Here is a 24215-nt window from a genome sequence, read left to right on the forward strand (position 1 = left end):
TCCCTGAGCCGGATCCGCTGATATGTCCCACCACAAGGAGAACGTGATGCCCCCGATCGATCGTCGTACCCTGCTCCTCGGTCTCGCTGGTGGTACCGGCCTGCTGCTCACCGGCTGCGCCGTCCCGTCCGGCGGCAAGGACGGCGGGCAGAAGGCCGACCCCACCGTCGCGGGTAGCGACCCGAAGAACCCGTTCGGCGTCAAGGCGTCCGACCCGCTGGACGTGGTGATCTTCAAGGGCGGCTTCGGCGACGACTACGCGAAGGCGGTCGAGGAGACCTACAAGCAGGCGTTCCCCGGCGCGGACGTGAAGCATTCCGGTCTGCAGAAGCTGCAGGAGACGCTGCAGCCACGGTTCGTCTCCGGCCACCCGCCGGACGTGATCGACAACAGCGGCGCGTCCGCCCTGAACGGCGTCACCCTGCAGAAGGGCGGCCAGCTGCTGGACCTCAAGGCGCTGCTCGACGCGCCGTCGGTCGACGACCCGAAGGTGCTGGTCCGCGACACCCTGCTGCCGGGCGTGATCGAGTCCGGGACCCTCGGCGACATCGTTGCCTCCGTCAACTACGCGTTCACGGTCGGTGGCTTCTGGTACAACCAGGACCTGTTCGAGAAGAACGGCTGGGAGTACCCGAAGACGTGGGACGAGCTGCTCGCGCTGTGTGCCAGGATCAAGGCGTCCGGGATGGCGCCGTTCACCTACCAGGGGAAGTTCCCCGGGTACTTCCTCGAGCCGCTGATGCAGATGATGGCCAGGACCGGCGGCGAGCAGACGATGGCGGCCGTCGACAACCTCGAGCCCGGCGCCTGGCAGTCGCAGCCGGTGGCGGACGCAGCCGGCGCGATCGAGAAGCTCGTGAAGAACGGCTACATCCTGCAAGGCTCGGAGGGGTTGTCACACACCGAGGCGCAGCAGGCCTGGGTCGACGGCAAGGCGGCGTTGATCCCGTGCGGGTCGTGGCTGGAGAACGAGATGAAGTCGACCACGCCGAAGGGTTTCCGGATGGCGGTCGGCCCGACCCCGGCGGTGACCGCGCAGGACAAGCTCCCCGCGACCGCGATCAGCGCGTCCTCGTCGGAGGGCTTCATCGTCCCGAAGGACGGCAAGAACACCGCCGGCGGGCTGGAGTTCCTGCGGTTGCTGCTGAGCAAGCAGGCGGCGTCCAAGTTCTCGGAGCTGACCGGTTCGATGACGACCGTCAAGGGCGCCGGTGCGGACGTGACCAACAGCCCCGCGCTCACCTCGGCCCGCAAGGCGGTCGAGGCGGCCGGCAAGGACACGATCGCCTTCCGCTTCGGCGGCTGGTACGGCGACCTGTACACCGCGGGCTCGACCGCGATGGGGGAACTGCTGACCGGGCGGATCGACGCCGCCGGATTCATGAAGCGGACCCAGGCCGCTGCCGACAAGGTCGCCAAGGACTCCAATGTCGTCAAGTACCACCGCTAGCCGGTCCCGGGCCCGGTCGAGCCGGCAGCCGAAGCATCGCGGCCTGATCGCCGGTTTCCTGGTGCTGCCGATCGTCCTGTACGCCGTGTTCGTGCTGTCGCCGTACGTCCAGGCGATCTACATCTCGCTCACGGACTGGACCGGCTTCGCCCGGCAGCTGGACTTCGTCGGCTTCCAGAACTACGCCCGGGTCGCGCACGACGAGCTGTTCTGGACCGGGCTGAAGCACAACCTGGTCATGCTCGCGGTGCTTCCCGTGGTGACGATCGGGCTCGGGCTGTTCTTCGCGTCGATGCTGAACATCGACCGGGCGGGCCGTGGGGTGCGGGGGAGTTCGGCGTACAAGATCGTGTACTTCTTTCCGCAGGTGCTGCCGGTCGCGGTGATCGGGGTGCTGTGGCAGTTCGTCTACACGCCGCGGTCCGGCCTTCTGAACGGCATCCTCGGCACGCACCACGCCTGGCTGGGGAGCCCGGACACCGCGCTGGCCGCCGTACTGGCGGTGGGGGTGTGGAGCTCGGTCGGGTTCTACGTGGTGCTGTTCAGCGCGGCGATGGGCGCGATCCCGCAGGAGATCTACGAGGCGGTCGCGCTCGACGGCGCGGGACGCTGGCGGACCTTCTTCCAGGTCACCCTGCCGTTGCTGCGCGACACCGTCCGGGTCGGGCTGATCTATGTGTCGATCGGGGCGCTGGACGGGTTCGCGATCGTCCAGCTGATGACGGTCGGCCCGGGCGGCCCGGACAACGCGACCGAGGTGGTCGGCATGACGTTGTACCGGCGGGCGTTCGCGGACGGGCAGTTCGGCTACGCCTGCGCGATGGGCGTGGTGATGCTGTTCATGACGCTGACGCTCGCGGTGATCCTGCAGTACAAACGGCGGGAGGTCGCCCGGTGAAGCGCTCGGTGATCCATATCCCTCTGCTGGCCTGGGCAACCGTCGTCGGGCTGCCGTTGTTCTGGATGGCGATCAGCGCGTTCAAGAACGACAAGGAGATCATCGACGACCCGTTCTCGCTGCCGAGCCGGCTGCACTGGGACAACTTCGCCCGGGCCTGGTCGCAGGCCAGCATCGGCCGGTACACACTGAACACGCTCGTCGTCGTCAGCGGCGCGCTGGTGCTGACGATGACGCTCGGCGCGATGGCGGCGTACATCCTCGGCCGGTTCGAGTTCCGCGGCCGCAAGCTCGTGTACTACGGGTTCGCGGCGAGTATGACGTTCCCGATCTTCCTCGCCCTGGTGCCGCTGTTCCTGGTCGCGTCGAACCTGCACCTGGTCGGCACCCTGTACGGGCTGATCCTGATCTACGCGGCGTACGCGCTGCCGTTCACGATCTTCTTCCTGACGCCGTTCTTCGCCGACCTGCCGCACGAGTACGCCGAGGCGGCCCGGATCGACGGCGCCGGCGAGATCGGCATCTTCGTCCGGATCATGGTCCCGCTGGCCCGGCCCGGCCTGGTCAGCGTCGCGATCTTCAACTTCCTCGGCCTCTGGAACCAGTACCTGCTGCCGATCGTGCTGATGCCCGACGAGAAACAGTTCGTACTGTCCCAGGGCCTCGCCGCACTCGCCGTCAACCAGGGCTACCAGAGCGACTGGAGCGCCCTGTTCGCCGGCCTCACGATCGCGGTCGTCCCCGTCCTCGCCGTCTACCTGTTCTCGCACCGCACCATCCAGTCCGGACTCACAGCCGGAGGCCTCAGATGAACCATCCGCCCAAGGGAATCGTGGCCGTCCTCGCGATCCTCCTCCCGTTCCTGATCGCCACGCCGTCCACCGCGGCGACCCAGGCAGCCGCGCCGCGGACGATTCCGGCGCTGCAGCAGTGGTCGCCGGGACCGGTCGCCACTACCGTCGCCGCCTCCTCCCGCGTCGTCGTCGACGCGAACGCCGGTACGCCGCTGTTCGCGGACGCGCAGACGTTCGCCGCCGACGTCGGCCTGGTGACCGGAACGACTCCGCCGGTCGTGACCGGCGTACGGTCGTCGGCGAAGACCGGCGACATCTACCTGACGATCGACCCGGCCGTTGCCGTCCACAACAGCGAGGGCTACCAGCTGGAGTCCGGCGGGTTCATCGCGATCTCCGGTACCACCACCGACGGCGTGTTCAACGGGACACGTTCCGTCCTGCAGCTTCTCCGGCAGTCGCCGACCGTTGCCGGGGGCATCGCCGTCGACTGGCCGGTCTACCCCGAGCGCGGGATCCGGATCGACTCGGTGCCGCGGACGTTCTCGTCGCAGTGGTGGCACAACCTGATCCGGGAGCTGTCGTACACGAAGCTCAACATGCTGCAGAGCCTGCTGCTCGGCGGGTACGGCCTGACCTCGGCCGAGGTCACCGACATCACGACGTACGCCGCGAAGTACCACGTGAGGTTCACGCCGACGCTGGCGCTGTCCGGGCACGCCGACCCGATCCTGGACGCGAACCCGTCGCTCGAGCTGTTCGACTCGACCGGCGCCCGTCCGGCGACCGGCCGTTCGCTGGACTACTCGAAGCTCGACTTCACCAGGCCGAACGTGGTGCAGCAGTACCTCGACCAGTACGTCGCCCGCTCAGGCAGCGACTACTTCCACGTCAGCGGCGACGAGTTCATCGCGTATCCGGGCTGGGCCGACGGGCAGTGGTCGAAGTACCCGCAGCTCGACACCTTCGCGAAGCAGAAGGTCGGCCCGACAGCCACCGCGCGGGACGGCTACCTCTGGTACCTGAACTGGCTGGACGACCAGATCAAGGCGCGGGGCAAGAAGATGCGGGTCTGGAACGACACCCTCGAGAAGAGCCCGCTGATTGCCCTGCACTCCGACATCCAGGTCGAGTTCTGGTACCAGCCGGCCCGGTCCGCGGGGCTCACCCCGGTGGACATCACGGCGACGAACAAGCTGCTGAACGTCCGCGAGGACCTGCTGTACTACGACATGGCGGTTCGCTCGGTCGATCCGCAGAGGGTGTACGACCAGTTCGTGCCGACCCAGTTCCCCGGGTACACCGTGCCCGCGACGAACGTGTCCGGCGGGATGATCGCGGTCTGGCTCGGCGACCAGGGACCACAGGCCGGCCTCGACACCAACGAGCAACTCCTGGACCGGCTGCGGATGCCACTGCGGGCGCTGGCCCAGAAGACCTGGGCCTCGCCGAACCCCGGGACGTACGCCGACTTCGCCGCGATCGACTCCGCGCCCGCACCGGGCGTCGTACCGACAGCAGGTGTGGCGACCGGGAAGGCGGCCTGGTTCGCGGACGGCCGGTTCCTGATCCGCACCACGGCCGGCGAGCTCCAGCTCGGCGCGTACGCCGCGGACGGGATGTTGCGCATGACAACGATCGCAACCGGCGTCAGCGGAGACCCGGTCACCGTCACGGCCGGAGGTACGCCGCACTTCGCGATCCGTACGACTGACGGCCGGCTGCTGTACGGGTCGCTGCAACCGACCGGGTGGCAGTTGGCGTATGCACTGTCCGGTGTGGCGGGTGATCCGGCGTTGGCGCTGGATTCGCTCGGGCGGGTGGTGTACGCCGCCAGGCTGTCGAACGGCGAGTTGTGGAGCGGCCGCGAGGACCTCGCACCGGAGCGGCTGACCACCGGACTGGCGGGCGATCCGGTGCTGATCGCCGACGTGAACAAGAAGCTGACGTGGTTCGCGCGGACCACGGGCGCGACAGTCAGGCACGGGTGGCAGAGCACGGCGGGAGGACCGTGGGACCCGACCACGGCAGAACTTGTCACCGGTGTCGGTGGGCAACCCGTGCCGGCATTGGATGCCAACGGCAAGCTCACACTGTTCGTCCGCGCTGCCAACGGCGACCTCGTCCATCGCTGGCAGACGGTTGCAGGTGGTGGTTGGGATCCGACGCAGGCTGTGCTGGTCAATGGCGCGGTCGGGGATCCGGCGGTGAGCCTGGACTCCGAGCAAAAGCTGACGCTGTTCGTCCGGAAGACCGACGGCAGCCTGGTCCATCGTTGGCAGGCCACCGCCGGCGGCGGCTGGTACCCCGGTGAGGTCGCCCTGCTCACCGGTGTCGCGTCCGACCCGACCGTCACGCTGGACAGCGCCGGCCGGCTCCGGCTGTTCACCACAACGACCGACGGCAATCTCTGGACCCGTCGGCAGAGCGTCCCGGCGGGTGCCTGGGGGAGCTCCGAGTTGGTGTTCTCCGGTCTCGGTGCGGTGCCGGCGATCCGCAGTACGACGGGACTCCTCGACTACCTCGCGGTCACGCCGTACCGCTATCTCGTCCACGGCTGGCAGTCCGACAGCGCCTCCCGGTGGTGGCGCTGGCTGGTGATGACCTCATGAAAGGAACTGAGATGAGCTCTTCGAACGTTTCCCGCCGGACAGTGCTGGCTGTCGGAGGGATCGCGGCGGCCGCGACGATGGTGCCGACGGCCGCGCAGGCTGCTTCGCCGACGCTGGAGTTGGTGCACAAGGGGTCTGCGCGGTACACGATCTATCACGGGCCGGGGGAGGGGCCGGTGGTTCGGCAGGCGGCGCGGGAGTTGGCGGAGACGGTCGGTGCGATCACCGGTGTCAGCCTGCCGATCGTGGTCGGGGCGCAGCCGCCGCGTGGTGCCGAGCGGCTGATCGTGCTCGGCCAGGAGAACCCGTTGACCGCGGCCCTGGCGCTCGACTACAGCACGCTCGGCGACGACGGGTTCGCGCTCCGGACTGTTGGGCAGACCATCTATCTGACCGGGCCGATCCCGCGCGGCACGCTGTACGGCGTCTACTGGGTGCTCGACCGGTTGTGCGGTGTCCGGTGGTGGTCGCCGGACTTCACCAGCATCCCGAAGTCGCCGAGTCTGGCGCTTCCGGTGGCGGCGCTGAACGGCGACCAGGTGCCGCGATTCCGCTACCGTGAGATCTCGACGCTCGACGGCAAGGATGCGGTACACCGGCAGCACAACCTGCTGAACGGGCTGCGCGGCCAGGACGAGTTCGACACGCTGCCGCGGACCGCGGGGATCGACACCTGGTCGCGGTACTGGCCGGAGGACCACCCCGAGTTCTTCAACACGGTCCTGCCGGAGTCGAAATGGGAGTCCGGCGGGCAGATCGCGATGATGGACGGGACCGTCCGGGCGACGGCCGCGGACCGACTGCTCTCGACCCTCAAGCAGCTGGTTGCCGCCGGTGAGCTGCCGACTGCGGCGTTCGCGCAAAACGACCAGCCGTGGACCCCGGACGCGGCCAGCAAGGCGTTTGCCGATCTGCACGGCGGGGCCCTGTCCGCGCCGCTGATCGACATGATGAACGACCTCGCCGCCCGCGTGACCAAGCAGTACCCGGACGCGATGCTCGAGACCGAGGCGTACAACTGGAGCTTCCCCCCGCCGGCCGGGATGAAGGTGCACGACTCCGTGGTGATGACGGTTGCGCCGATCACCGCCGACTTCGGCAAGTCGCTGATGGGCCCGGGCAACCCGGACATCGACGCGGGCATCCGGGGCTGGGGAAACATCGCGAAGAACATCGTGATCTGGGACTACATCACCGACTTTCACGCGTATCCGCAGCCGTTCCCCAACTGGTGGTCGATGTGCGAGGCGTTCCCGGAGTTCGCCAAGATCCCGTCCATCCAGGGGTATTTCGGCGAAGGCCCGTGGAACGGCCGCGGCGCCGAGCTCATGCTCCTGCGCCAGTGGGTGCTGGCCCGGCTGATGTGGAACCCGAACGAGAACCCGGACGCACTCATCCGCGAGTTCCTCCAGGGGTACTACGGACCCGCCGCCGGGCCGCTGTACGAGTACATGAAGCTGATGGCCGACGCGGTCGCGAAGACCAACACCGAGTTGACCTGCTACGCCCCGGAGAAGGCGCCGTACCTGAACTTCGACTCGCTCACCGCTGCGGATGCGCTGATGGCGAAGGCGTACGACCTGGTCAAGGACGACGCCGTACTGTCCGCGCACCTGGCAGGCGTACGGCTCGGGATCGACTTCCAGATCCTGATCCGGCGCGACGAGTTCGGCCGGTACGCCCAGGCCCATGGAATCACCTGGGACCCGGACACCAAGCGCCGGCTGGACCGGTTCCAGACCGAGATCATGCAGTCCGGGCTCAACCAGTACTCCGAAGGCGGCGGGACGACGCAGTCGATGCTCACACGTGCGACGAACGTCATCGACCGCGTGGCACCGCCGCCGCCGGCGGTCGCGGCCGGGCTGCCCGCCTCGGACTGGTTCGAGATCCAGGACTACGACCTCACGGTCTGGGCCCCGGTCGTTCAGGACGACCTGGCCTCCGACCACGGCGCGGTCAAGATGCCGGGCGACAGTACCACCTGGTTCGTGACGTGCATGCTGGACAAACTGCCGGCCAGCGGTACGTGGAAGCTGTACATCGCTGCCCGGATCCCGGCCTCCACCACTGGCACTGGCACCAACCAGGCGCTGACCACCGGGGTCTACAAACCGTTCGGGAACGACGTGTCCCCGTCGGTGGACTCGATGCGCGACGGCCGGTACCACGAGATCGCGATCCCGGGCACGTACTCCAAGGCGGCGGATTCGGACCGCTTCTGGTGGATCGCTCCGGTCAACAACCCGGACGTCCCGTTCGTGTACGTCGACCGTCTGATCGGCGTACGCGCGTAACACCGACGGGTGCGGGCGCGCCCTGGATCCCTTGGAACAGGACGTGCCCGACCCATCAGCAGTTCCGGTCCCATCACCCGCCCCAGAGGAGGCCGCATGTCGCGTTACGTCCGCCTGTTGATGCCGCTGCTGTTGCTGGCGGCACTGATCACCGCCGGCCCACCATCCGCAACCGCTCCGGCGGCTGCCGTGGCCAACAAGCCAATCACCATCCCCGCACTGCGAGAGTGGACGGCAGGAACCGGGTCTTTCACGTTCAGCGCCGCAAGCCGGATCGTGCTCGACCCGGCGTACTCCACGAAGCTGACCGGAGACGCGCAAACTCTCGCCGAAGACCTCGCCGACCTCGAGGAAAGCCCAGCTCCCCAGGTGGTCACCGGATCACCGGGAGCCGGCGACGTCTACCTGACGATGAACTCCACCGATACACAGCTCGGCAAGGAGGGGTACCGCCTGGACGTAGGGCCGACATTCCAGGTGAACGCCCCGACCACCACCGGTGTCTTCTACGGCACCCGGTCGTTGCTGCAGCTGCTCCGGCAGTCCAACCAGATCCCGGCCGGTAGTGCGCGGGACTGGCCGACGTACCCGATCCGGGCAACGCTGACTCACCCCCCGGGGTCCGACCCGACCTGGTGGCGTAACAACATTCGCGACATCTCCTACCTGAAGTTCAACGAGGTTCACTTCTACGCCGACTTCGACAACGTAACCGCGGCAAGGCTTACTGATCTGGACGCGTTTGCCACCAAGTACCACGTCAAGCTGACCGGCCAGATCAACATGCCCGGGCACATGAACGGTCATCTGTCCGCGTATCCGCAGTATCGGCTCGTCGACAACAAGGGAATCCCCAACAACGCCGCGCTCGACCTCACCAATCCGGCCGCGCGGACCTGGGCCACCGGGCTTGTCAACGACTGGATCGGCTACTACAAGTCAGGCGACGCCTGGCACATGGGCGGCGACGAGTACCCGGACTGGCCCGGGACGATCGGGATGCCGGGCAACTCGTCGTATCCGCGGCTGCACACGTACGCGAACCAGCTGTACGGCGGGACCGCGAACGGCTGGGACCTGTTCAACGGGTTCGCCAACGACGTCGACGCCCTGGCCAAGTCCAAGGGCAAGTCGATGCGGATCTGGAACGACATGATCCGGACGGCCGCGACGACGGTGCAGCCGAACAAGGACATCACCGTCGAGTACTGGTACAGCAACTTCCCGACGACGGTCCCCGGCACCACCATCCCGGTACCGCCGGTGAAGTCCGCGGCGACGCTCGCGGCCGAGGGCTACAAGCTCGTCAACGCCAATTACGACTACCTCTACGACTGCGGTAGCTGGAACACCAGCGGCGGCCACAACTGTGTCATGGATCCGAAGAAGATCTACGAGCAGTTCAACCTCGGGATGTTCCAGGGATCGACGCTGTCGCCGACCGACCCCGCGATCCAGGGTCTGCGCCTCGCGCAGTGGAACGACGGCTACCCGAACACGCCGGAGAGCCCGCAGGCCCTCGCCGACTCACTCATGGAGCCGCTGCGCGCAACGGCTCAGGTCGCCTGGGACTCGCCCAAGCTCTTCACCACCTGGGACGAACTCCGGCCGTTCGTGACTGCTATCGGCCGGCCACCAGGGTTCGTCGCGACACCGGCCGAGTCGAGTGGTAACGGTGTCGGTGCCACCCGCGACGGGTACGACCGGCTGACGTTCTTCGCCCAGCGCACCGACGGGTACATCCAGCATGGGTGGCAGCCTCGGCCCAGCACCGGCCCGTGGTCCAGCGGCACGATCGGCGGGTTGCTCGGCGGTGGTGTTGTCGGCGATCCCTCCGCCGTACGCGACGTCAACGGCAAGAACACGTACTTCGCCCGCACCCGCAACGGCACGATCGAACACGGTTGGCAGACCTGGATCGACACCGGACCCTGGCAGGAGTACGCGGAGCTCGGCAGCTCGGTGGCCGGCGACCCGGCCGCATTCATGGATCAGACCGGGCGGCTGATCTTCATGGCCCGCCAGACCGACGGCCGGATCCTGTTCGGCAGGCAGGCCGTCCCCGGCTCCGGGCCCTGGAAGTACAGCGTGATCGACAAGGTGATCAGCGGTAAGCCGTCGATCCTGATCGACAAGGACCACAAGCTGGTCTTCTTCGCGACGACCCCGACAGGAACCCTCACCCTCGGCCGGATGTCCAATGGCGTCTGGACGTTCACGGACGTCGCCAGCGGCGTCGTGGGCGACCCGGCCGGAGTGGTGAACTCAGGCGGCGACCAGGTCCTGTGCTTCTTCGTCCGCACCTCGGCAGGCCAGATCCTGCACGGCTGGGAAGGGCTGAACGGGTACTGGGGCTACCGGACTCTGGCCGCCAACATCGCCGGCAGCCCGTCCGCGATGGTCGACGCGAACGGCCGGATGACCTTCGTCGCCCGCCGCACCGACGGACTGATCGTGTCGGGCTACCAGAACACCCCGGGCACCGGGACCTGGACCGACAACAACGTCATCACCAGCACCACGGTTGCCGGAGACCCGAGCATCGCCCGCGACCTGAACGGCGTACTCGTCTTCTTCGCTCGCACCGGGCGGGGCACCGTGCTGCACGGTTGGCAGGCCTCAGCTGGTGCTACCCGATGGGACACCACCGAGGTCGGCTCAGGCATCACCTGACCGATCCCCGCGCCCGCCGTGTTCAGGGATACGGCGGGCGCGGTCCGTCCGCATGACCTCATGAAAGGAACTGAAGATGGGCTCTTCGAACGTGTCGAGGCGGACCGTGCTGGCCGTCGGGGGGATCGCGGCGGCCGCGACGATGGTGCCGGTGACGGCGCAGGCGGCAGCGCCCACGCTGGAGCTGGTGCACAAGGGGGCGCCGAAGTACACGATCTACCACGGCCCGAGCGAAGGGCCGGTGACCCGGCAGGCGGCGCGGGAGCTGTCCGAGACGATCGGCGCGATCACCGGGGTGGCGCTGCCGATCGTGGTCGGCGCGAAACCGCCGTCCGGCGGCGACAGGCTGATCGTGCTCGGCCAGGAGAACCCGCTGACCGTTGCCCTGAACCTCGACTACAGCACGCTCGGCGACGACGGGTTCGCGCTCCGGACTGTTGGGCAGACCATCTATCTGACCGGGCCGATCCCGCGCGGCACGCTGTACGGCGTCTACTGGGTGCTCGACCGGTTGTGCGGTGTCCGGTGGTGGTCGCCGGACTTCACCAGCATCCCGAAGTCGCCGACGCTCGCCCTCGCGGTGAGTGCACTGAACGGCGACCAGGTGCCGCGGTTCCGGTTCCGTGAGTACGCCTCCGGCGACGGCAAGGACGCGGCGTACCGGCAGCACAACCTGCTGAACGGGCTGCGTGGACAGGACGAGTTCGACACGTTGCCGCGGACGCCGGGGATCGACACCTGGTCGCGGTACTGGCCGGAGGACAAGGACGACTACTTCAAGACGATCCTTCCCGAGTCGCAGTGGGCGGACGGCGGGCAGGTCAGGATGATGGACGCGACGACCCGGGCCACGGCAGCGGAACGGCTGATCGTCAAGATCCAGCAACGCGTCGACGCCGGGGAGGCTGCGACCGCGTCGTTCGCACAGAACGACCAGCCGTGGAGTCCCGACCCGGCCAGCAGGGCCTTCATCGACCTGCACGGCGGCGCATACTCGGCGCCGCTGGTCGACATGCTGAACGACATCGCCACCCGGGTGACCAAGCGGATCCCATCCGCGATGCTGGAGACCGAGGCGTACACCTGGAGTTTCACGCCGCCGACCGGGATGAAGGTGCACGACGCGGTCGTGATGACGGTCGCCCCGATCCTCGCCGACTTCGGCAAGTCGCTGATGGGTCCGGGCAACGCCGACGTCGACGCGGGCATCCGGGAGTGGGGGCGGATCGCGAAGAACATCGTGATCTGGGACTACCTCTGCGACTTCCACGCCTACCCGCAGCCGTTCCCGAACTGGTGGGCGATGTGCGAGTCGTTCCCCGAGTTCGCCAAGATCCCGTCCATCCAGGGGTACTTCGGCGAAGGCGCGTGGAACGTCCGCGGTGCCGAGTTCGCGCACCTGCGGATCTGGGTGCTGTCGCGGCTGATGTGGAACCCGGCGGAGGACCCGGACGCGCTGATCCGCGAGTTCCTCCAGGGGTACTACGGTCCCGCGGCCGGGCCGCTGTACGAGTACATGAAGCTGATGGCCGGTGCGGTCGCGTCCACGAACACCCGGCTGACCTGCTTCGTGCCGGAGAACTCGCCGTACCTGAACTTCGAGTCACTGACCGGGGCCGACGCGCTGCTGGACAAGGCGCAGACGCTGGTGCAGGACGATCGGGTGCTGGCCGCGCATCTGGCCGCGGTACGGCTCGGGGTCGACTTCCAGATCCTGATCCGGCGGGACGAGTTCGGGCGGTACGCGAAGGCGCACGGGATCAGCTGGAACCCGGACACCACGCGCCGGCTGGCCCGGTTCAAGACCGAGATCATCCAGTCGGGGCTGACGCAGTACACCGAGACCGGCGGCACGCTGCAGCAGATGATCGACCGGGCGACGACGGTCGTGGAGCGGGTGCCGGCCCCGGTGCCGCAGGTCGCGCAGGGGCTGCCGGCGGGGGACTGGTTCGAGATCCAGGACTTCGACTTCACGATCTCGACCAAGACGGCGGCGATCGTCCCCGACGACCTCGCCTCCGACCACGGCACCGCGCGGATGGTTGCCACCGGCAACACCGACTGGGCGGTGATGTTCCCGCTCGACAAGCTCCCGGCGGAGGGCACCTGGAAGCTGTACGTCGCGGCCCGGATCCCGGCCACCGCCGCGGACGGCAGCAAGCAGGCGCTCGCGACGGGCGTCTGGCCGCCGTTCGGCAACGTGGTCTTCCCGACGGTCGCGTCGATGCGCGACGGCCAGTACCACGAACTCGCCATCCCCGGCAGCTACCAGCGCGACACCGACCCCAATACCACCCACTGGTTCTGGATCGCCCCGGTCGACAACGCCGACGTCCCCTACCTGTACGTCGACCGCCTGATCGGCGTCCGCGTCTAGGTGGGTCGCCTCACGTCGTTCGCACCCCGGTGGACGGCGTGAGGGTGTCGGCGGCGTGGAAGGCGAGGTCGACGATGCTCAGCAGGTGCTGCCAGGTGGACGGCTTCGCCGGATCGAAGTGGCCTTGGCGGGTGAGGAGGAGCCATTCGCCGGAGATCTCGATGCGGAACGCGGTCAAGAGGGCGAGCGCCTCGGGAGGGAAGGCTGCCCGCACGAGCGGGCGCCAGTCGTCCGGCGTGTGGTCGAGTTGGTAGCCCGGGGCAACGAGTGTGATGTCGGGGACCGGTGAGCGCAGGCGGACCGCGACGTACTGGGAGAGTTCGAGTTCGTTGTACTCCGTGTCGGCGCGGGAGCCGGTGCTGGTGAAGTAGTTGCCGATGTCGAAGTACCGCCCGGACTCGCAGATCAGCCGGTCCCGGACCTCCGGCGGCTTGGTGCCCTTGCGGAAGATCGCGCCTGGGTAGCGGGGCCCGATGGTGGACGGCTGCATCCGCCATCCGTTGGCGCGGGCGAAGGCATCCAGTCGCGCCCATCGACGCCAGTGCGTCCATCCCGCGGCGTAGCTGAACGCGAAGATCGCGGCCAGCGTGATCACGAAGACGGTGCCGAGGATCGTCGCCGGCGACTGTGCGTGGGCGAACAGCGCGATCGGCGTGGCGATCGCGGCGCCGGCGCAGAGCACGACGCTGATCCGCCAGACGACGTTCAGCGCGTACGGCGCGGCCGCGCGACCGACCGGCGGTCCGTAGTCGCCGCGTCGTACGGCACGGCGGAACGCCGAGACCTGCCCGGACGTGATGCGCCCGCGGAGCGGCCGGTCGTCGTACTGCACGGTCTCCTCAGATCGAGATGAAGTCGGTGAGCATCGCGATCGCGCCCGGGCGGCCTGGGCCGATGGCGAACCACAGCAGGGCGATGGCCAGTTGGTCGAGGTCGTCGGTGGGGGTGGCGGACTTGAGGTGGAGGTGGCCGAAGAGGCCGCTCTTGGCGGTGGCGATCAGGGTGCCGGCGCGGCGCAGTTCGGTTCGCATGCGGCGGAAGTGGAGCACCTCGTAGGTGCGGCCCGCGAGTTGGAGGGTGCCGTTGTGGTCGCGGCGACGTTTGCGGGTGGGGTTGCCGAAGGTGATCAGGGCTTCTTCGGATGGTGCGTCGGGGTAGTAGACGGTGACCGGATGGATCTGCACCATGTACGGGACGAGCGTCGTCCTGGCGGGCGGTTTCCAAGGGAGTGCCTTGCCGCCGCCGGTCCAGCGGAGGAGTTGCCAGGTCGCGCGGACATGGCCGCTCGGGTCGCGGAGTACCGCGTGGCCGGTGTCGTCGGCGGTTGCGGTCCAGCCGAACGGTGACTTGCGCTTCACGGTTGGTTCGGCCACCGCTGGATCCTTCCCGGAAGGCCGCGGGCAGCGTCGTGCTGTTCCTTCAGCAGGAGGTCGAGGGCGATCTTCAACGTGTCCGCCCGGGGACTGAGCAGCAGCGGCAGGGCGGCGGGCCGTGCCGGTTGCCCGTCAGGTCCGGTGCGTTCGGCGACCACATAGGTGTACGTCGCGCGGCTCTGCGCGACGCCGATCCGGAACTCCGAGATCTCCGCCCAGCGCACCCGCTTGCCGCGCACCACCAGGCCCTCGCCGTCGACCACGACCCGGACCCGGGGGATCAGCAACCACGCGATCCAGATCGCGACTCCGAGCAGCGGCCCCACGAACACGCCGCCGATCGCGATCGGCATGTCCGGGTTCGGGCTGGTGAAGGAGAACGCGAACATCCCCAGGAACGGCACCGTGCACGCGACGATTCCCGCGACGGCCTTCGACGACGTCCGCACCTCGAACGCGCCCGTACGCCGGAACTCGTCCACGAGCCGTCCCGCTGCCGGGGGAAGCTCCCACGGGAGCGGAGGATGCGACACGGCGCGAGAATACGGCACTCCGCCGATCCGCAAGAACCGTGAAGCACTTGCCTTAATCCTGCTCGCCTCCGGCCCGCTCGCGGCCCGATGACCGGCCGGCGGTGCTCTCCCGGATCGTGAGCGACCACGGTACGTCGACCTGTACGCCGTCGTCGCAGCCGTCGATGAGGAGCCCGACCGCGCTGCGGACCAGCGCCTCCATGTCGGGCGTGATCGTGGTGAGGGACGGCGTACTGAACGCGGCCTGGCGGTTCCCGTCGAACCCGGCGATCGCGATCTCGTCCGGGACCGCCACGCCGGCCTCGTAACAGGCCCGGATCGCGCCGAGCGCCATCAGGTCGTTGAAGCAGACGACGGCGTCCGGTCGTTCGGACCGCTCGAGCAACGTCAGCATCGCCTGCCGCCCGCACTCCTGGTCGTACTTGTGGACGCCCTGCAACAGTTGCCGGTCGAACGTCAGGCCCGCGGCGTCGAGCGCCTCGATGACACCGCGGAAGCGCAGCACCCCGGTACCGATGCTGCGGTCGTGCTCGAAGTGCCCGATGACCGCGATCCGCCGGCGGCCGGTGGCGATCAGGTGTTCGGTGACGGCGCGCGAGGCAGCGACCGAGTCGACCGTGACGCGCGACCAGCCGGGCGGTGGTTCGCGTTCGCCGAGCAGGACCATCGGCTGGCTCGGTGAGTGTTCGGCCAACTCCGGGCCGGACAGGCTGAGCGGCGAGAACAGGATGCCGTCGATCATGTGTGTCTGCGCGCCACGCAGTACCAGCTGCTCGTGTTCCCGGGTGCCGCCGGTGCTTTCCAGCAGTCCCAGGTAACCACGTTCGACGCACACCTGCGTGAAGAGCGCGGCGAGTTCGGCGAAGTACGGCGCCTCGAGCTCGGGGACGACGAGCGCGAGGAAACCGCCGCGGCCGTACTTGAGCTGGCGCGCGGACAGGTTCGGGCGGTACCCGAGCGCGGTGATCGCGTCCAGCACCCGTGCCCGGGTGCCGGGCCGCACGTGCGGTTTCCCGTTCACGACGTTCGAGACGGTTCGCACCGAGACGCCGGCGCACCGGGCGACGTCGCGCAATGTCACGGCCATACAGGGATTCTAACGATGAAGATTTCTGGGTGCCGAGCCGTTGACAGCCTGTTTGCACCCGTTGCAAACTTCCTGCACCGCGGGCGTTACATCGTTGGAACTACCTGTGAGGACTGCCCATGCTCACGTCCACGATCGACCCGGCTTTCACCGTCGGTGAGCTCAATCCGCTGCTGTTCGGCACCTTTGTCGAGCACCTCGGCCGCTGTGTCTACACCGGGATCTACGAACCTGCCCACCCGACCGCCGACGCGGACGGGTTCCGCGGCGACGTCGCGGCGCTCGTCCGCGAGCTCGGCGCCACCGTCGTCCGTTACCCGGGCGGGAACTTCGTCTCGAACTACCGCTGGGAGGACGGCGTCGGGCCGCGCGAGCAGCGGCCCCGGGTGCTCGACCTGGCCTGGCGGTCGATCGAGACCAACCAGGTCGGCACCGACGATTTCCTTGCCTGGTGCAACAGAATCGGCATCCAGCCGATGCTGGCCGTGAACCTCGGCAACCGCGGCCTGGCCGAGGCGGTCGACTACCTGGAGTACGTCAACGGCGCGGCCGGCACCCGGTACGCCGACCAGCGCGTCGGCAACGGCTACGCCAAACCCTGGAACGTCCGGCTCTGGTGCCTCGGCAACGAGATGGACGGCCCGTGGCAGATCGGCCACAAGACCCCGCTGGAGTACGCGCGCCTCGCACAGGAGGTCGCGCGGGCGTACAAGACGTTCGACGCGGACCTCCAGCTGGTCGCGTGCGGGTCCTCGAACACCACGATGCCGACGTTCGGCGAGTGGGAACGGGTCGTCCTGGAGCACTGCTTCGACGACGTCGAGCTGATCTCCGCGCACGCGTACTACGAGCCGGTCGGCGGCGACGAGGTGTCGTTCCTGGCCGCCTCGACGCACATGGACCGCTTCATCCGGGACGTGGTCGCGACCGCCGACCACGTCGCGGCGATGCGGCACTCGAAGAAGCGCATCAAGGTGTCGTTCGACGAGTGGAACGTCTGGTTCGCCGCGCGGCACGGTGAGCGGGAGGTCGAGCGGACCGAGGCGTCCGAGGCGCCCGACCTCATCCAGGACGTCTACAACGCGCTTGACGCGGTCGTGGTCGGATCGCTGCTGATCACGCTGCTGCGCAACACCGACCGGGTCGGCGTCGCCTGCCAGGCGCAACTGGTGAACGCGATCGCCCCGATCCTCACCGTCGAGGGCGGGGCGGCCTGGCGGCAGACGATCTTCCATCCGTTCGCGCTCACCGCGAAGCACGCGCGCGGAACGGTACTCACGCTCGCCGGCGACCACGGGCGCATCGACACGCCGGCGTACGGCGAGGTCGAGCAGGTCTGGGCCGTCGCGACGTACGACGCGGAGTCCGGCGACCTCGCCGTCTTCGCGGTCAACCGGTCGCTGACCGACTCCGCCTCCTGGACGGTGAAGCTCGGCGCGTTCGGCGAGGTCCGGCTGCTCGAACACCTGACCGTCGCCGACGACGACCGGTACGCCGTCAACTCCCAGGACGCGCCCGACCGGGTGGTCCCGCTCCCGGGCGTCTCGCACGTTGCCGGCGGCAACCTCGAGGTCACGCTGCCGCCGGCGTCGTGGCACTGCATTCGGCTTTCGAGCCGTTGATCCCCTCAGAAAGGACCTGACCATGAACGCACCAGATCCTGTGCGGCTCGGCCGCCGGACACTGCTCGGTGCCGCCGGCGCGGCCGCGACCGCTCTCTCGCTCGCAGCCTGCGGCGGCAGCCACGGACCCGGCCAGGCCGGGGCGGCGCCCGCGACCGGCAAGGGCGGCGCGGACGGGTACGACGGCCCGAACGTCGAACTGCAGTACTGGAACGGCCTGACCGGCGGCGACGGCCCGGTGATGAAGAAGCTGGTCGCGAACTTCATGGCCGCGAACCCGAAGATCAAGGTCACCACCACGTCGATCGCCTGGGCCGACCTGTTCCAGAAGCTGCCGGCCGCGGTGCAGAGCGGCAAGGCGCCGGACATCTGCCTGATGCACACCGCGGACATCGCGACCAACGGCGCCCGGCGGGTGATCCAGCCGATCGACGACGTCGTGAAGGGCCTGAACCTGACCGCCGCGGACTACGCGGACGCGGTCTGGAAGTCGGCGCACTACAAGGACTCGCAGTACGCGATCCCGCTCGACATCCACCCGGCGGGGCTCTACTACAACAAGAAGGTGCTGTCCCAGGTCGGCGCGGATCCGGAGAAGCCGCCGACCACGAAGGACGAGTTCATGGCGGTCCTGGACAAGTGCAAGTCCAAGGGCGTCAAGGGCTACTGGGTGAGCGCGCTCAGCGTCGGCGGGCTGATCGCCCAGTCGATGATCTTCCAGAGCGGCGGCTACATGATCAGCGACGACGGCACCAAGACCGGCTTCGGCGACCAGCCCGCGATCGACTCGATCTCGTTCTTCAAGAGCCTGATCGACCAGGGGTACTCACCGCAGAACGCCGCTGGTGACGGCGACTGGGTGTCGTTCAGCAACAACAAGGCCGCGTTCATGATCGTCGGCCCGTGGATGGTCACGCCGTGCAAGACCGCCAAAGGCCTGGACTGGGGCTGCGCGCCGATCCCGGTGTTCGGGTCCGACCAGCAGACCTGGGCCGGATCGCATTGCTTCACGCTGCCGCGGCAGGTGAACAACGACAAGAACAAGGCCGACGCGTCGCGGTTCTTCATCAACTGGATGAGCCAGCACTCGGTCGGGTGGGCCGAGGCCGGCATGGTCCCGGCGCGCAAGTCGGTGCGCGAGTCGGCGGACTTCGCGAAGTACACCGAGGTCAAGCAGTTCGAGAAGATGATCGACTGGGCGCACTTCCCGCCGAACGTGCCGGGCATGGGCGATACCGACCCGGAGTGGTCGAAGGAGGTCAGCCTGGCGATGACCGGCAAGAAGCCGGTCGACCAGGCGCTCCGCGACGCGGCCCAGAAGGGCGATCAGATCCTGACCTCGAACAAGAAGAAGTACGGGTGAGTCGGGGCCATGAGCCGGACCGCACTGCGCCACCACCGCCCGTGGACGCCGTACCTGTTCGTCGCCCCGTTCGTCGTGCTGATGCTGACGTTCCTGATCTGGCCGGCGATCCGCGGCGTCTGGATGAGCCTGCACAACTGGGACTTCATGCTGCCGGGCAAGCCGTGGGTGGGGTTGCAGAACTACCGTGACCTGTTCGACTCGGGGTCGGTGATCTTCCAGCCGTTCTGGAACGGGATGCAGAACACGTTCCTGTTCGTGCTGATCAGCGTGCCGTTCCTGGTCACGGTCCCGCTCGGGTTGTCGCTGCTGCTGAACCGCAAGTTCCCCGGCCGGACGTTCTTCCGGGCGGTGATCTTCACACCGTTCGTGCTCGGCGTCGCGGTGGTCGGCGTGCTGTTCGGGTACCTGTTCGACCCGGAGGTCGGCCTGGTCAACGGGCTGCTCTCCGGGCTCGGGCTGCCGAAGGTCGCCTGGCTGTCGAGTCAGCCGCAGGCCTGGATCACGATCCTGATCACCACGGTCTGGTGGACGATCGGCTTCAACGCGGTGATCTTCCTGGCCGGGCTGCAGTCGTTGCCGCCGGAGCTGTACGAGGCCGCCGAGCTGGACGGCGCCGGCCGCTGGGGACAGTTCCGGCACGTCACCGTTCCGGGGCTGCGGAACGTGTTCGTGTTCGTGCTGACCACGACGATCCTGGCCAGCGCGAACCTGTTCGGCCAGCCGTACCTGCTGACCCACGGCGGGCCCGGGGACAGTACGACGACGGCGATCATGGCGATGACCAACGAAGGTCTGCGGGGCTTCCGGATGGGTACGGCGGCCGCGATGAGCTACGTGCTGGCGCTCGCGCTGGCGCTGGTCTCGATCGCCAACTTCCTGCTGATGAGGGAGCGCAAATGACGACGACTCTGCCGAACGTAGCCGCTACCGCGACGCCGGACGACGACGGCCCGGGACGCCGGCGGCGGGCCTATTCGCGGAACCGGGTCGGCCCGCTGACGTACGTCGCGATGACGCTGATCTCGCTGATCTTCGTCCTGCCGCTGCTGTGGATGCTGCTGACGACGTTCAAGACCGAGACCGACGCGCGGTCGATCCCGATCCACATCCTGCCGGGGCAGTGGACGCTGCGCGCGTACCACCTGATCTTCGCCGACGCCGCGAACCCGGTGTACCTGTGGCTGGCGAACTCGCTGATGGTGTCGGTGCTGCACATGCTGCTGGTCGTCGCGGTCGCGTCGATGGCGGCGTACGCGCTGTCGCGAATGCAGTTCGTCGGGCGCAACCTGCTGTTCGGCGTACTGATCGCGACGCTGTTCGTGCCGGGCTTCATCTTCTTCATGCCGAACTACCTGACGATGAGCACGCTCGGCTGGCTGGACAGCATCTGGGCGCTGGTGGTGCCCGGCGCCGCCAACGCGTTCGGGGTGTTCTTCCTCCGGCAGTTCTTCCTCGCGATCCCGCGAGAGCTGGAGGAGAGCGCGCTGATCGACGGCGCGAACTCGTGGACGATCTTCACCCGGATCGTGCTGCCGCTGTCGAAGCCGGCCCTTGTGACGCTGGCGGTGCTGAGCTTCCTCGGTGCGTGGAACGACTTCGTCTGGCCGGTGTTCGTGCTGTTCAGCCCGGAGAAGATGACGCTCGCACCGGGCCTGGCGACATTGCAGGGCGCCTACACCACGGACTACCCGGTGGTGATGGCGGGCGCGACCCTGGCCGCGGTCCCGGTGCTGATCCTCTACGTCGTCGTCCAGCGCTACGTCATCGAGGGGGTCGCCAACAGCGGACTCAAAGGCTAAGGCACCTGGTGGCCGGCGGCTTTGAACAGCTCGTACCACTCGGCGCGTGTCAGCGGGACGTCGGAGCCTTGTGCGGCGCCCGCGACACGCTCGGGGGTGGTGGTGCCGAGGACGACCTGCATCTGCGCCGGGTGCCGAGTGATCCAGGCGGTGGCGATCGCGATCGCAGGTACGCCGTACTGCTTGGCGAGCCGGTCGATCACCGCGTTCAGCTCCGGGTACTCCGGGGAGCCGAGGAACGGGCCGGTGAAGAAGCCGGCCTGGAACGGGGACCACGCCTGCACCGTGATGCGGTGGATGCGGCAGTAGTCGAGCACCCCGCCGCCGTCGATCACGGCGGACTGGTCCAGGCCGGCCATGTTCGCGGCGACGCCCTGCGCGATGATCGGCGCGTGCGTCAGCGACAGTTGCAGCTGGTTGACGACGAGCGGCTGCCGTACGGCGGTCTTCAGCAGCTCGATCTGCAGCGGCGTGTGGTTCGACACCCCGAACGCGCGGACCTTGCCGGCCGCCTCCAGGTCGTCGAACGCGCGCGCCACTTCGGCCGGCTCGACCAGGGCGTCGGGACGGTGGATGAGCAGTACGTCGAGGTAGTCGGTGCGCAGCGCCCGCAGCGACGCGTCGACCGAGGCGACCAGGTGCTCGTACGACGAGTCGTACCCGAACGCCGGGTCGATGCCCGCCTTGGTCTGGAGGGTGACCTCGGCGCGCTCGGACGGCGTCAGCCGGAGGGCGTCGGCGAACCGTTCCTCGGCGCCGTGCAGCGCACCGCCGTACACCGCGGCGTGGTCGAAGAAGTCGATGCCGGCGTCCCGCGCGGTGCGGACGAGGGTGCGGATCTCCTCGTCGGTCTTGTCGCCGATCCGCATCACGCCGAGCGTGACGTTCGGTACGGCGAGGTCGGTGGCGCCGAGAGGCACGGTCTTCATCGAGAATCCTTACGGGGTTGTGGGTGGGGTCAGTTCCAGCAGTCGCTGATGGGTGCCGCGCCGGCGGCGGCACCCGCGGGTGGCAGGCCGTACATGTCCTCGACGGTGCGCAGTACGCGGAAGTGGTCGATCCGCTCGCCGTAGTTGCCCGGCTTGACCTGCTGGCCGTCGAAGATCGTCGCGATCTGGTTGCCGCTGTCGTTGTCGTCCTCGTCGAACGTGGTGATCAGCAGGCTGTTGTGCGTCTTCGCCCACTGGACGTAGCCGTCCAGGTGGCTCTTGAGCCAGCCGTCACCGGTCTCGACCGAGCAGTCGTGCATGTCGTTGCACACGTTCGGGATCACCCAGGACACCGTCGGCAGCTGGGTGTAGTCCGTCGGGAAGTCGCTGAACGGTTTGCTGTCCGTCGCCGGCACGTTGCTGAAGTTGGTCCACGGGACGTGCCGGCGCGCGTACCGGCCGGAGTTGCAGTCGGTCGACCCTGTGGACGGGAGGTCCTCGGAGTAGCCGGCGAAGGTGAGGCCTTTGGCGATCAGTTGGGCGGCTTCGTTGTCGGCGCTGAAGGTGTGTGGGCAGGAGTCGTCGGTGACGCCCTGGTTCGCGCCTGAGAACAGGTCGAGGTAGTTCGGCTGGCTCGGGTGTTCGATCGCGTACGACTTGGTGAAGCTGGCGCCGCTGGTGGCGAGCTGGTTGAAGTACGGCGCCTTGGAGTTGCCGATGATCGATCCGGCGGCGGTGTTCTCGAACAGCACGATCACGACGTGGTCGGGACGCGGGACATGGCCGGCGGCCGGCACCGATGTGGGTGTGGTCGACGGGGTGGTCGACGGGGTGGTCGACGGGGCGGTCGACGGTGCCGTCGACGGGGTGGTCGCGGGGGTGGTCGACGGCGTGCAGCCGCTGACGAGCAGGAGGGCCGCGACTACTGGTCCGAGGATGCGCATTCGGAGCTCCGCGGGAGGAAGCTGGTCAGTGCCGCGAGGTACTGCGGGCGGTTGTCGCGGCGGACCGAGTGGCCGGCGTTCGGGATGTGCGCGGCGTGGAACTCACCGGCGGCGGCCCGCGCGCACTGTGCGGCGTACTCGGGGGAGATGAGGCCGCCGCGTTCGGGGTCGCCGTGGATCAGCAGCACCGGGCAGGTGATCTCGGCCAGTAGGTCGGTCAGCGGGGCCGCGTCCTGGAACGTGAGGTCGAACAGTCGCGGGTTGACCTGGCCCTTCGACACGGCCCAGGGCTCGAGCTCGTCGTCCGGCCAGCCGGGGTCGTTGGCGCGGCCGCGGGCGATCCGGTCCGGCAGGTCGAGGGCGCGGAGGCCGGCCAGCCAGTCCGGCTCGGACCACGGCTCGTCCGGATGGTTGCCGGGGGCACCGGGTGGCGGATCCTCCAGTACGACGGCGCGCACCAGGTCGGGCCGCGCCGCGGCCAGGTAGGCGGCGGCCATCGCGCCCATCGAATGGCCGACCACGACGACGCCGTCGTTCGGCGGCTGGTCCGACAGTACGAGCGCCGCGTCGTCGCGGTGGGCGGTGTAGCGGATCGGTTCCTCGGGAAGGCCGGACTCGCCGTGGCCGCGGGCGTCGATCGCGAGCGTACGGACGTCCGGGAGCGCCCGGATCACCGGGTCCCAGCACTGCGCCGAGTCGGAGAAGCCGTGCAGGAAGGCGACCTCAGCGGCGCCCTCGCCGGTCCGGTACCACACCAGATGCCCCGTTCTGCCTCGCATACACAGCATGATTTCACAGCTGGAAGACGCCGGCCCGTGCGGCCGCGAGGGCGATGCCGGCGGCTTGCTCGGCGGTGCGCTCGTCGACGGGTTCCGAGACGACCGTGAGCTGGAAGTAGATCGGGGCGATCAACGTGCGGATCACCGCGACCGGGTCGGTGCCGGCGGGGAGTTCGCCGCGCTCGACGGCCCGTACGACGACCTGCTGCGCGCGGCGCGGGCCGTACTCGAACAGGTCCCGGCGTACGGCGTCGATCTCGGCGAAGCGGGCCGCGTCGCTGTAGATCGCGGTGAAGATCATCCGCCCCGGCGGGCTCGTCACCCACGCCACGAACGCCTGCGCGAGCGCGAGCAGATCGTCGGCAAGCCTCCCGGTGTCGGGGATCGGAAAGTCCGTCGTGATGTGCTCCCCGAGCACATCCGCCACCAGCCGCTCCCGATCCGGCCACCGCCGATACACCGTCGTCTTGTGCACCCCCGCCCGCCGCGCCACGTTCTCGATCGTCAACGCCGCATACCCACCATCCCCCAACTCCGCCAACGTCGCCGCCAGTACGGCCGCCCGCACCTTGGGACCACGACCGGGGGGTTGTGTACTCATTCGATCAGCTTATCGCAACTGGGAGTTGCGATGGGGGGAGTTGGCGTGCGACTCTGTATTGCAACTTGGAGTTGCGATGGA

Annotated in this window: 19 protein-coding genes; 11 read left to right on the forward strand and 8 right to left on the reverse strand. The window is 68.4% G+C overall.

What is annotated here, in order from left to right:
* The first annotated feature begins 46 nt into the window (after positions 1-46).
* The 7 genes from ngcE (at position 47) to ACQHIV_RS04820 (ending at position 13101) form a co-directional block, all read left to right on the forward strand.
* Complete coding sequence (ngcE, locus tag ACQHIV_RS04790) at positions 47-1450, forward strand: N-acetylglucosamine/diacetylchitobiose ABC transporter substrate-binding protein (protein ID WP_427892045.1); 1404 nt, start codon at positions 47-49, stop codon at positions 1448-1450.
* Positions 1428-2348, forward strand: coding sequence for a carbohydrate ABC transporter permease (locus ACQHIV_RS04795; RefSeq protein ID WP_427892046.1), 921 nt, complete (start codon positions 1428-1430; stop codon positions 2346-2348). Before ngcE ends, ACQHIV_RS04795 begins: the two co-directional genes overlap by 23 nt.
* Positions 2349-2356: 8 nt before the next feature.
* Complete coding sequence (locus tag ACQHIV_RS04800; RefSeq protein WP_427892048.1) at positions 2357-3160, forward strand: carbohydrate ABC transporter permease; 804 nt, start codon at positions 2357-2359, stop codon at positions 3158-3160.
* Positions 3157-5754 (forward strand): glycoside hydrolase family 20 zincin-like fold domain-containing protein, encoded by a 2598-nt coding sequence (locus ACQHIV_RS04805; RefSeq protein ID WP_427892050.1) that lies wholly within the window; start codon positions 3157-3159, stop codon positions 5752-5754. The genes ACQHIV_RS04800 and ACQHIV_RS04805 overlap by 4 nt, the downstream gene beginning before the upstream one ends.
* Positions 5755-5765: 11 nt before the next feature.
* Entirely contained in the window at positions 5766-8051 is a 2286-nt protein-coding gene (locus ACQHIV_RS04810) for a DUF4838 domain-containing protein (protein ID WP_427892052.1), read from the forward strand.
* 96 nt (positions 8052-8147) lie between these two features.
* Positions 8148-10724, forward strand: coding sequence for a glycoside hydrolase family 20 zincin-like fold domain-containing protein (locus ACQHIV_RS04815; protein WP_427892054.1), 2577 nt, complete (start codon positions 8148-8150; stop codon positions 10722-10724).
* Between the two features lie 76 nt (positions 10725-10800).
* Positions 10801-13101, forward strand: coding sequence for a DUF4838 domain-containing protein (locus ACQHIV_RS04820; protein ID WP_427892056.1), 2301 nt, complete (start codon positions 10801-10803; stop codon positions 13099-13101).
* A 10-nt stretch (positions 13102-13111) separates the two neighbouring features.
* Here ACQHIV_RS04820 and ACQHIV_RS04825 read toward each other — a convergent pair whose 3' ends face one another.
* Genes ACQHIV_RS04825 through ACQHIV_RS04840 form a run of 4 tightly spaced genes read right to left on the reverse strand, consistent with a single transcriptional unit; the run spans position 13112 to position 16094 of the window.
* Positions 13112-13933 (reverse strand): hypothetical protein, encoded by an 822-nt coding sequence (locus ACQHIV_RS04825; protein WP_427892057.1) that lies wholly within the window; start codon positions 13931-13933, stop codon positions 13112-13114.
* Between the two features lie 7 nt (positions 13934-13940).
* Positions 13941-14474, reverse strand: coding sequence for a hypothetical protein (locus ACQHIV_RS04830; RefSeq protein ID WP_427892059.1), 534 nt, complete (start codon positions 14472-14474; stop codon positions 13941-13943).
* Positions 14456-15007 carry a hypothetical protein gene (locus tag ACQHIV_RS04835; RefSeq protein ID WP_427892060.1) on the reverse strand — a complete coding sequence of 184 codons (552 nt, stop codon included), beginning with the start codon at positions 15005-15007 and terminating at the stop codon, positions 14456-14458. The genes ACQHIV_RS04830 and ACQHIV_RS04835 overlap by 19 nt, the downstream gene beginning before the upstream one ends.
* 52 nt (positions 15008-15059) lie before the next feature.
* Positions 15060-16094: a LacI family DNA-binding transcriptional regulator gene (locus ACQHIV_RS04840; RefSeq protein WP_427892062.1), complete on the reverse strand. Its 1035-nt coding sequence runs from the start codon at positions 16092-16094 to the stop codon at positions 15060-15062.
* Between the two features lie 119 nt (positions 16095-16213).
* Between ACQHIV_RS04840 and ACQHIV_RS04845 the strand changes: the two genes are divergently transcribed.
* From ACQHIV_RS04845 to ACQHIV_RS04860, 4 genes are read left to right on the forward strand one after another with little or no spacing between them, the layout of a single operon-like run.
* The gene (locus tag ACQHIV_RS04845; protein ID WP_427892064.1) at positions 16214-17716 is read left to right on the forward strand and encodes an alpha-N-arabinofuranosidase; all 1503 of its coding nucleotides are present in this window, start codon (positions 16214-16216) and stop codon (positions 17714-17716) included.
* 22 nt (positions 17717-17738) lie between these two features.
* Positions 17739-19079 (forward strand): ABC transporter substrate-binding protein, encoded by a 1341-nt coding sequence (locus ACQHIV_RS04850; RefSeq protein WP_427892066.1) that lies wholly within the window; start codon positions 17739-17741, stop codon positions 19077-19079.
* A gap of 9 nt (positions 19080-19088) precedes the next feature.
* Positions 19089-19982 (forward strand): carbohydrate ABC transporter permease, encoded by an 894-nt coding sequence (locus ACQHIV_RS04855; RefSeq protein ID WP_427892068.1) that lies wholly within the window; start codon positions 19089-19091, stop codon positions 19980-19982.
* Positions 19979-20881: a carbohydrate ABC transporter permease gene (locus ACQHIV_RS04860; protein WP_427892069.1), complete on the forward strand. Its 903-nt coding sequence runs from the start codon at positions 19979-19981 to the stop codon at positions 20879-20881. The genes ACQHIV_RS04855 and ACQHIV_RS04860 overlap by 4 nt, the downstream gene beginning before the upstream one ends.
* Here the strand turns inward: ACQHIV_RS04860 and ACQHIV_RS04865 are convergent.
* From ACQHIV_RS04865 to ACQHIV_RS04880, 4 genes are read right to left on the reverse strand one after another with little or no spacing between them, the layout of a single operon-like run.
* Complete coding sequence (locus ACQHIV_RS04865) at positions 20878-21810, reverse strand: aldo/keto reductase (RefSeq protein ID WP_427892071.1); 933 nt, start codon at positions 21808-21810, stop codon at positions 20878-20880. The genes ACQHIV_RS04860 and ACQHIV_RS04865 overlap by 4 nt on opposite strands.
* Positions 21811-21839: 29 nt before the next feature.
* A complete protein-coding gene (locus ACQHIV_RS04870; protein WP_427892073.1) occupies positions 21840-22754 on the reverse strand; it encodes an alkaline phosphatase family protein in 915 nt (304 codons plus the stop codon).
* Positions 22733-23533, reverse strand: coding sequence for an alpha/beta fold hydrolase (locus ACQHIV_RS04875; RefSeq protein ID WP_427892075.1), 801 nt, complete (start codon positions 23531-23533; stop codon positions 22733-22735). The genes ACQHIV_RS04870 and ACQHIV_RS04875 overlap by 22 nt, the downstream gene beginning before the upstream one ends.
* A 13-nt stretch (positions 23534-23546) precedes the next feature.
* Positions 23547-24134, reverse strand: coding sequence for a TetR/AcrR family transcriptional regulator (locus ACQHIV_RS04880; RefSeq protein WP_427892076.1), 588 nt, complete (start codon positions 24132-24134; stop codon positions 23547-23549).
* Between the last annotated feature and the right edge of the window lie 81 nt (positions 24135-24215).

It is taken from the genome of Kribbella polygonati, from assembly GCF_050320105.1.
Lineage (GTDB): Bacteria > Actinomycetota > Actinomycetes > Propionibacteriales > Kribbellaceae > Kribbella.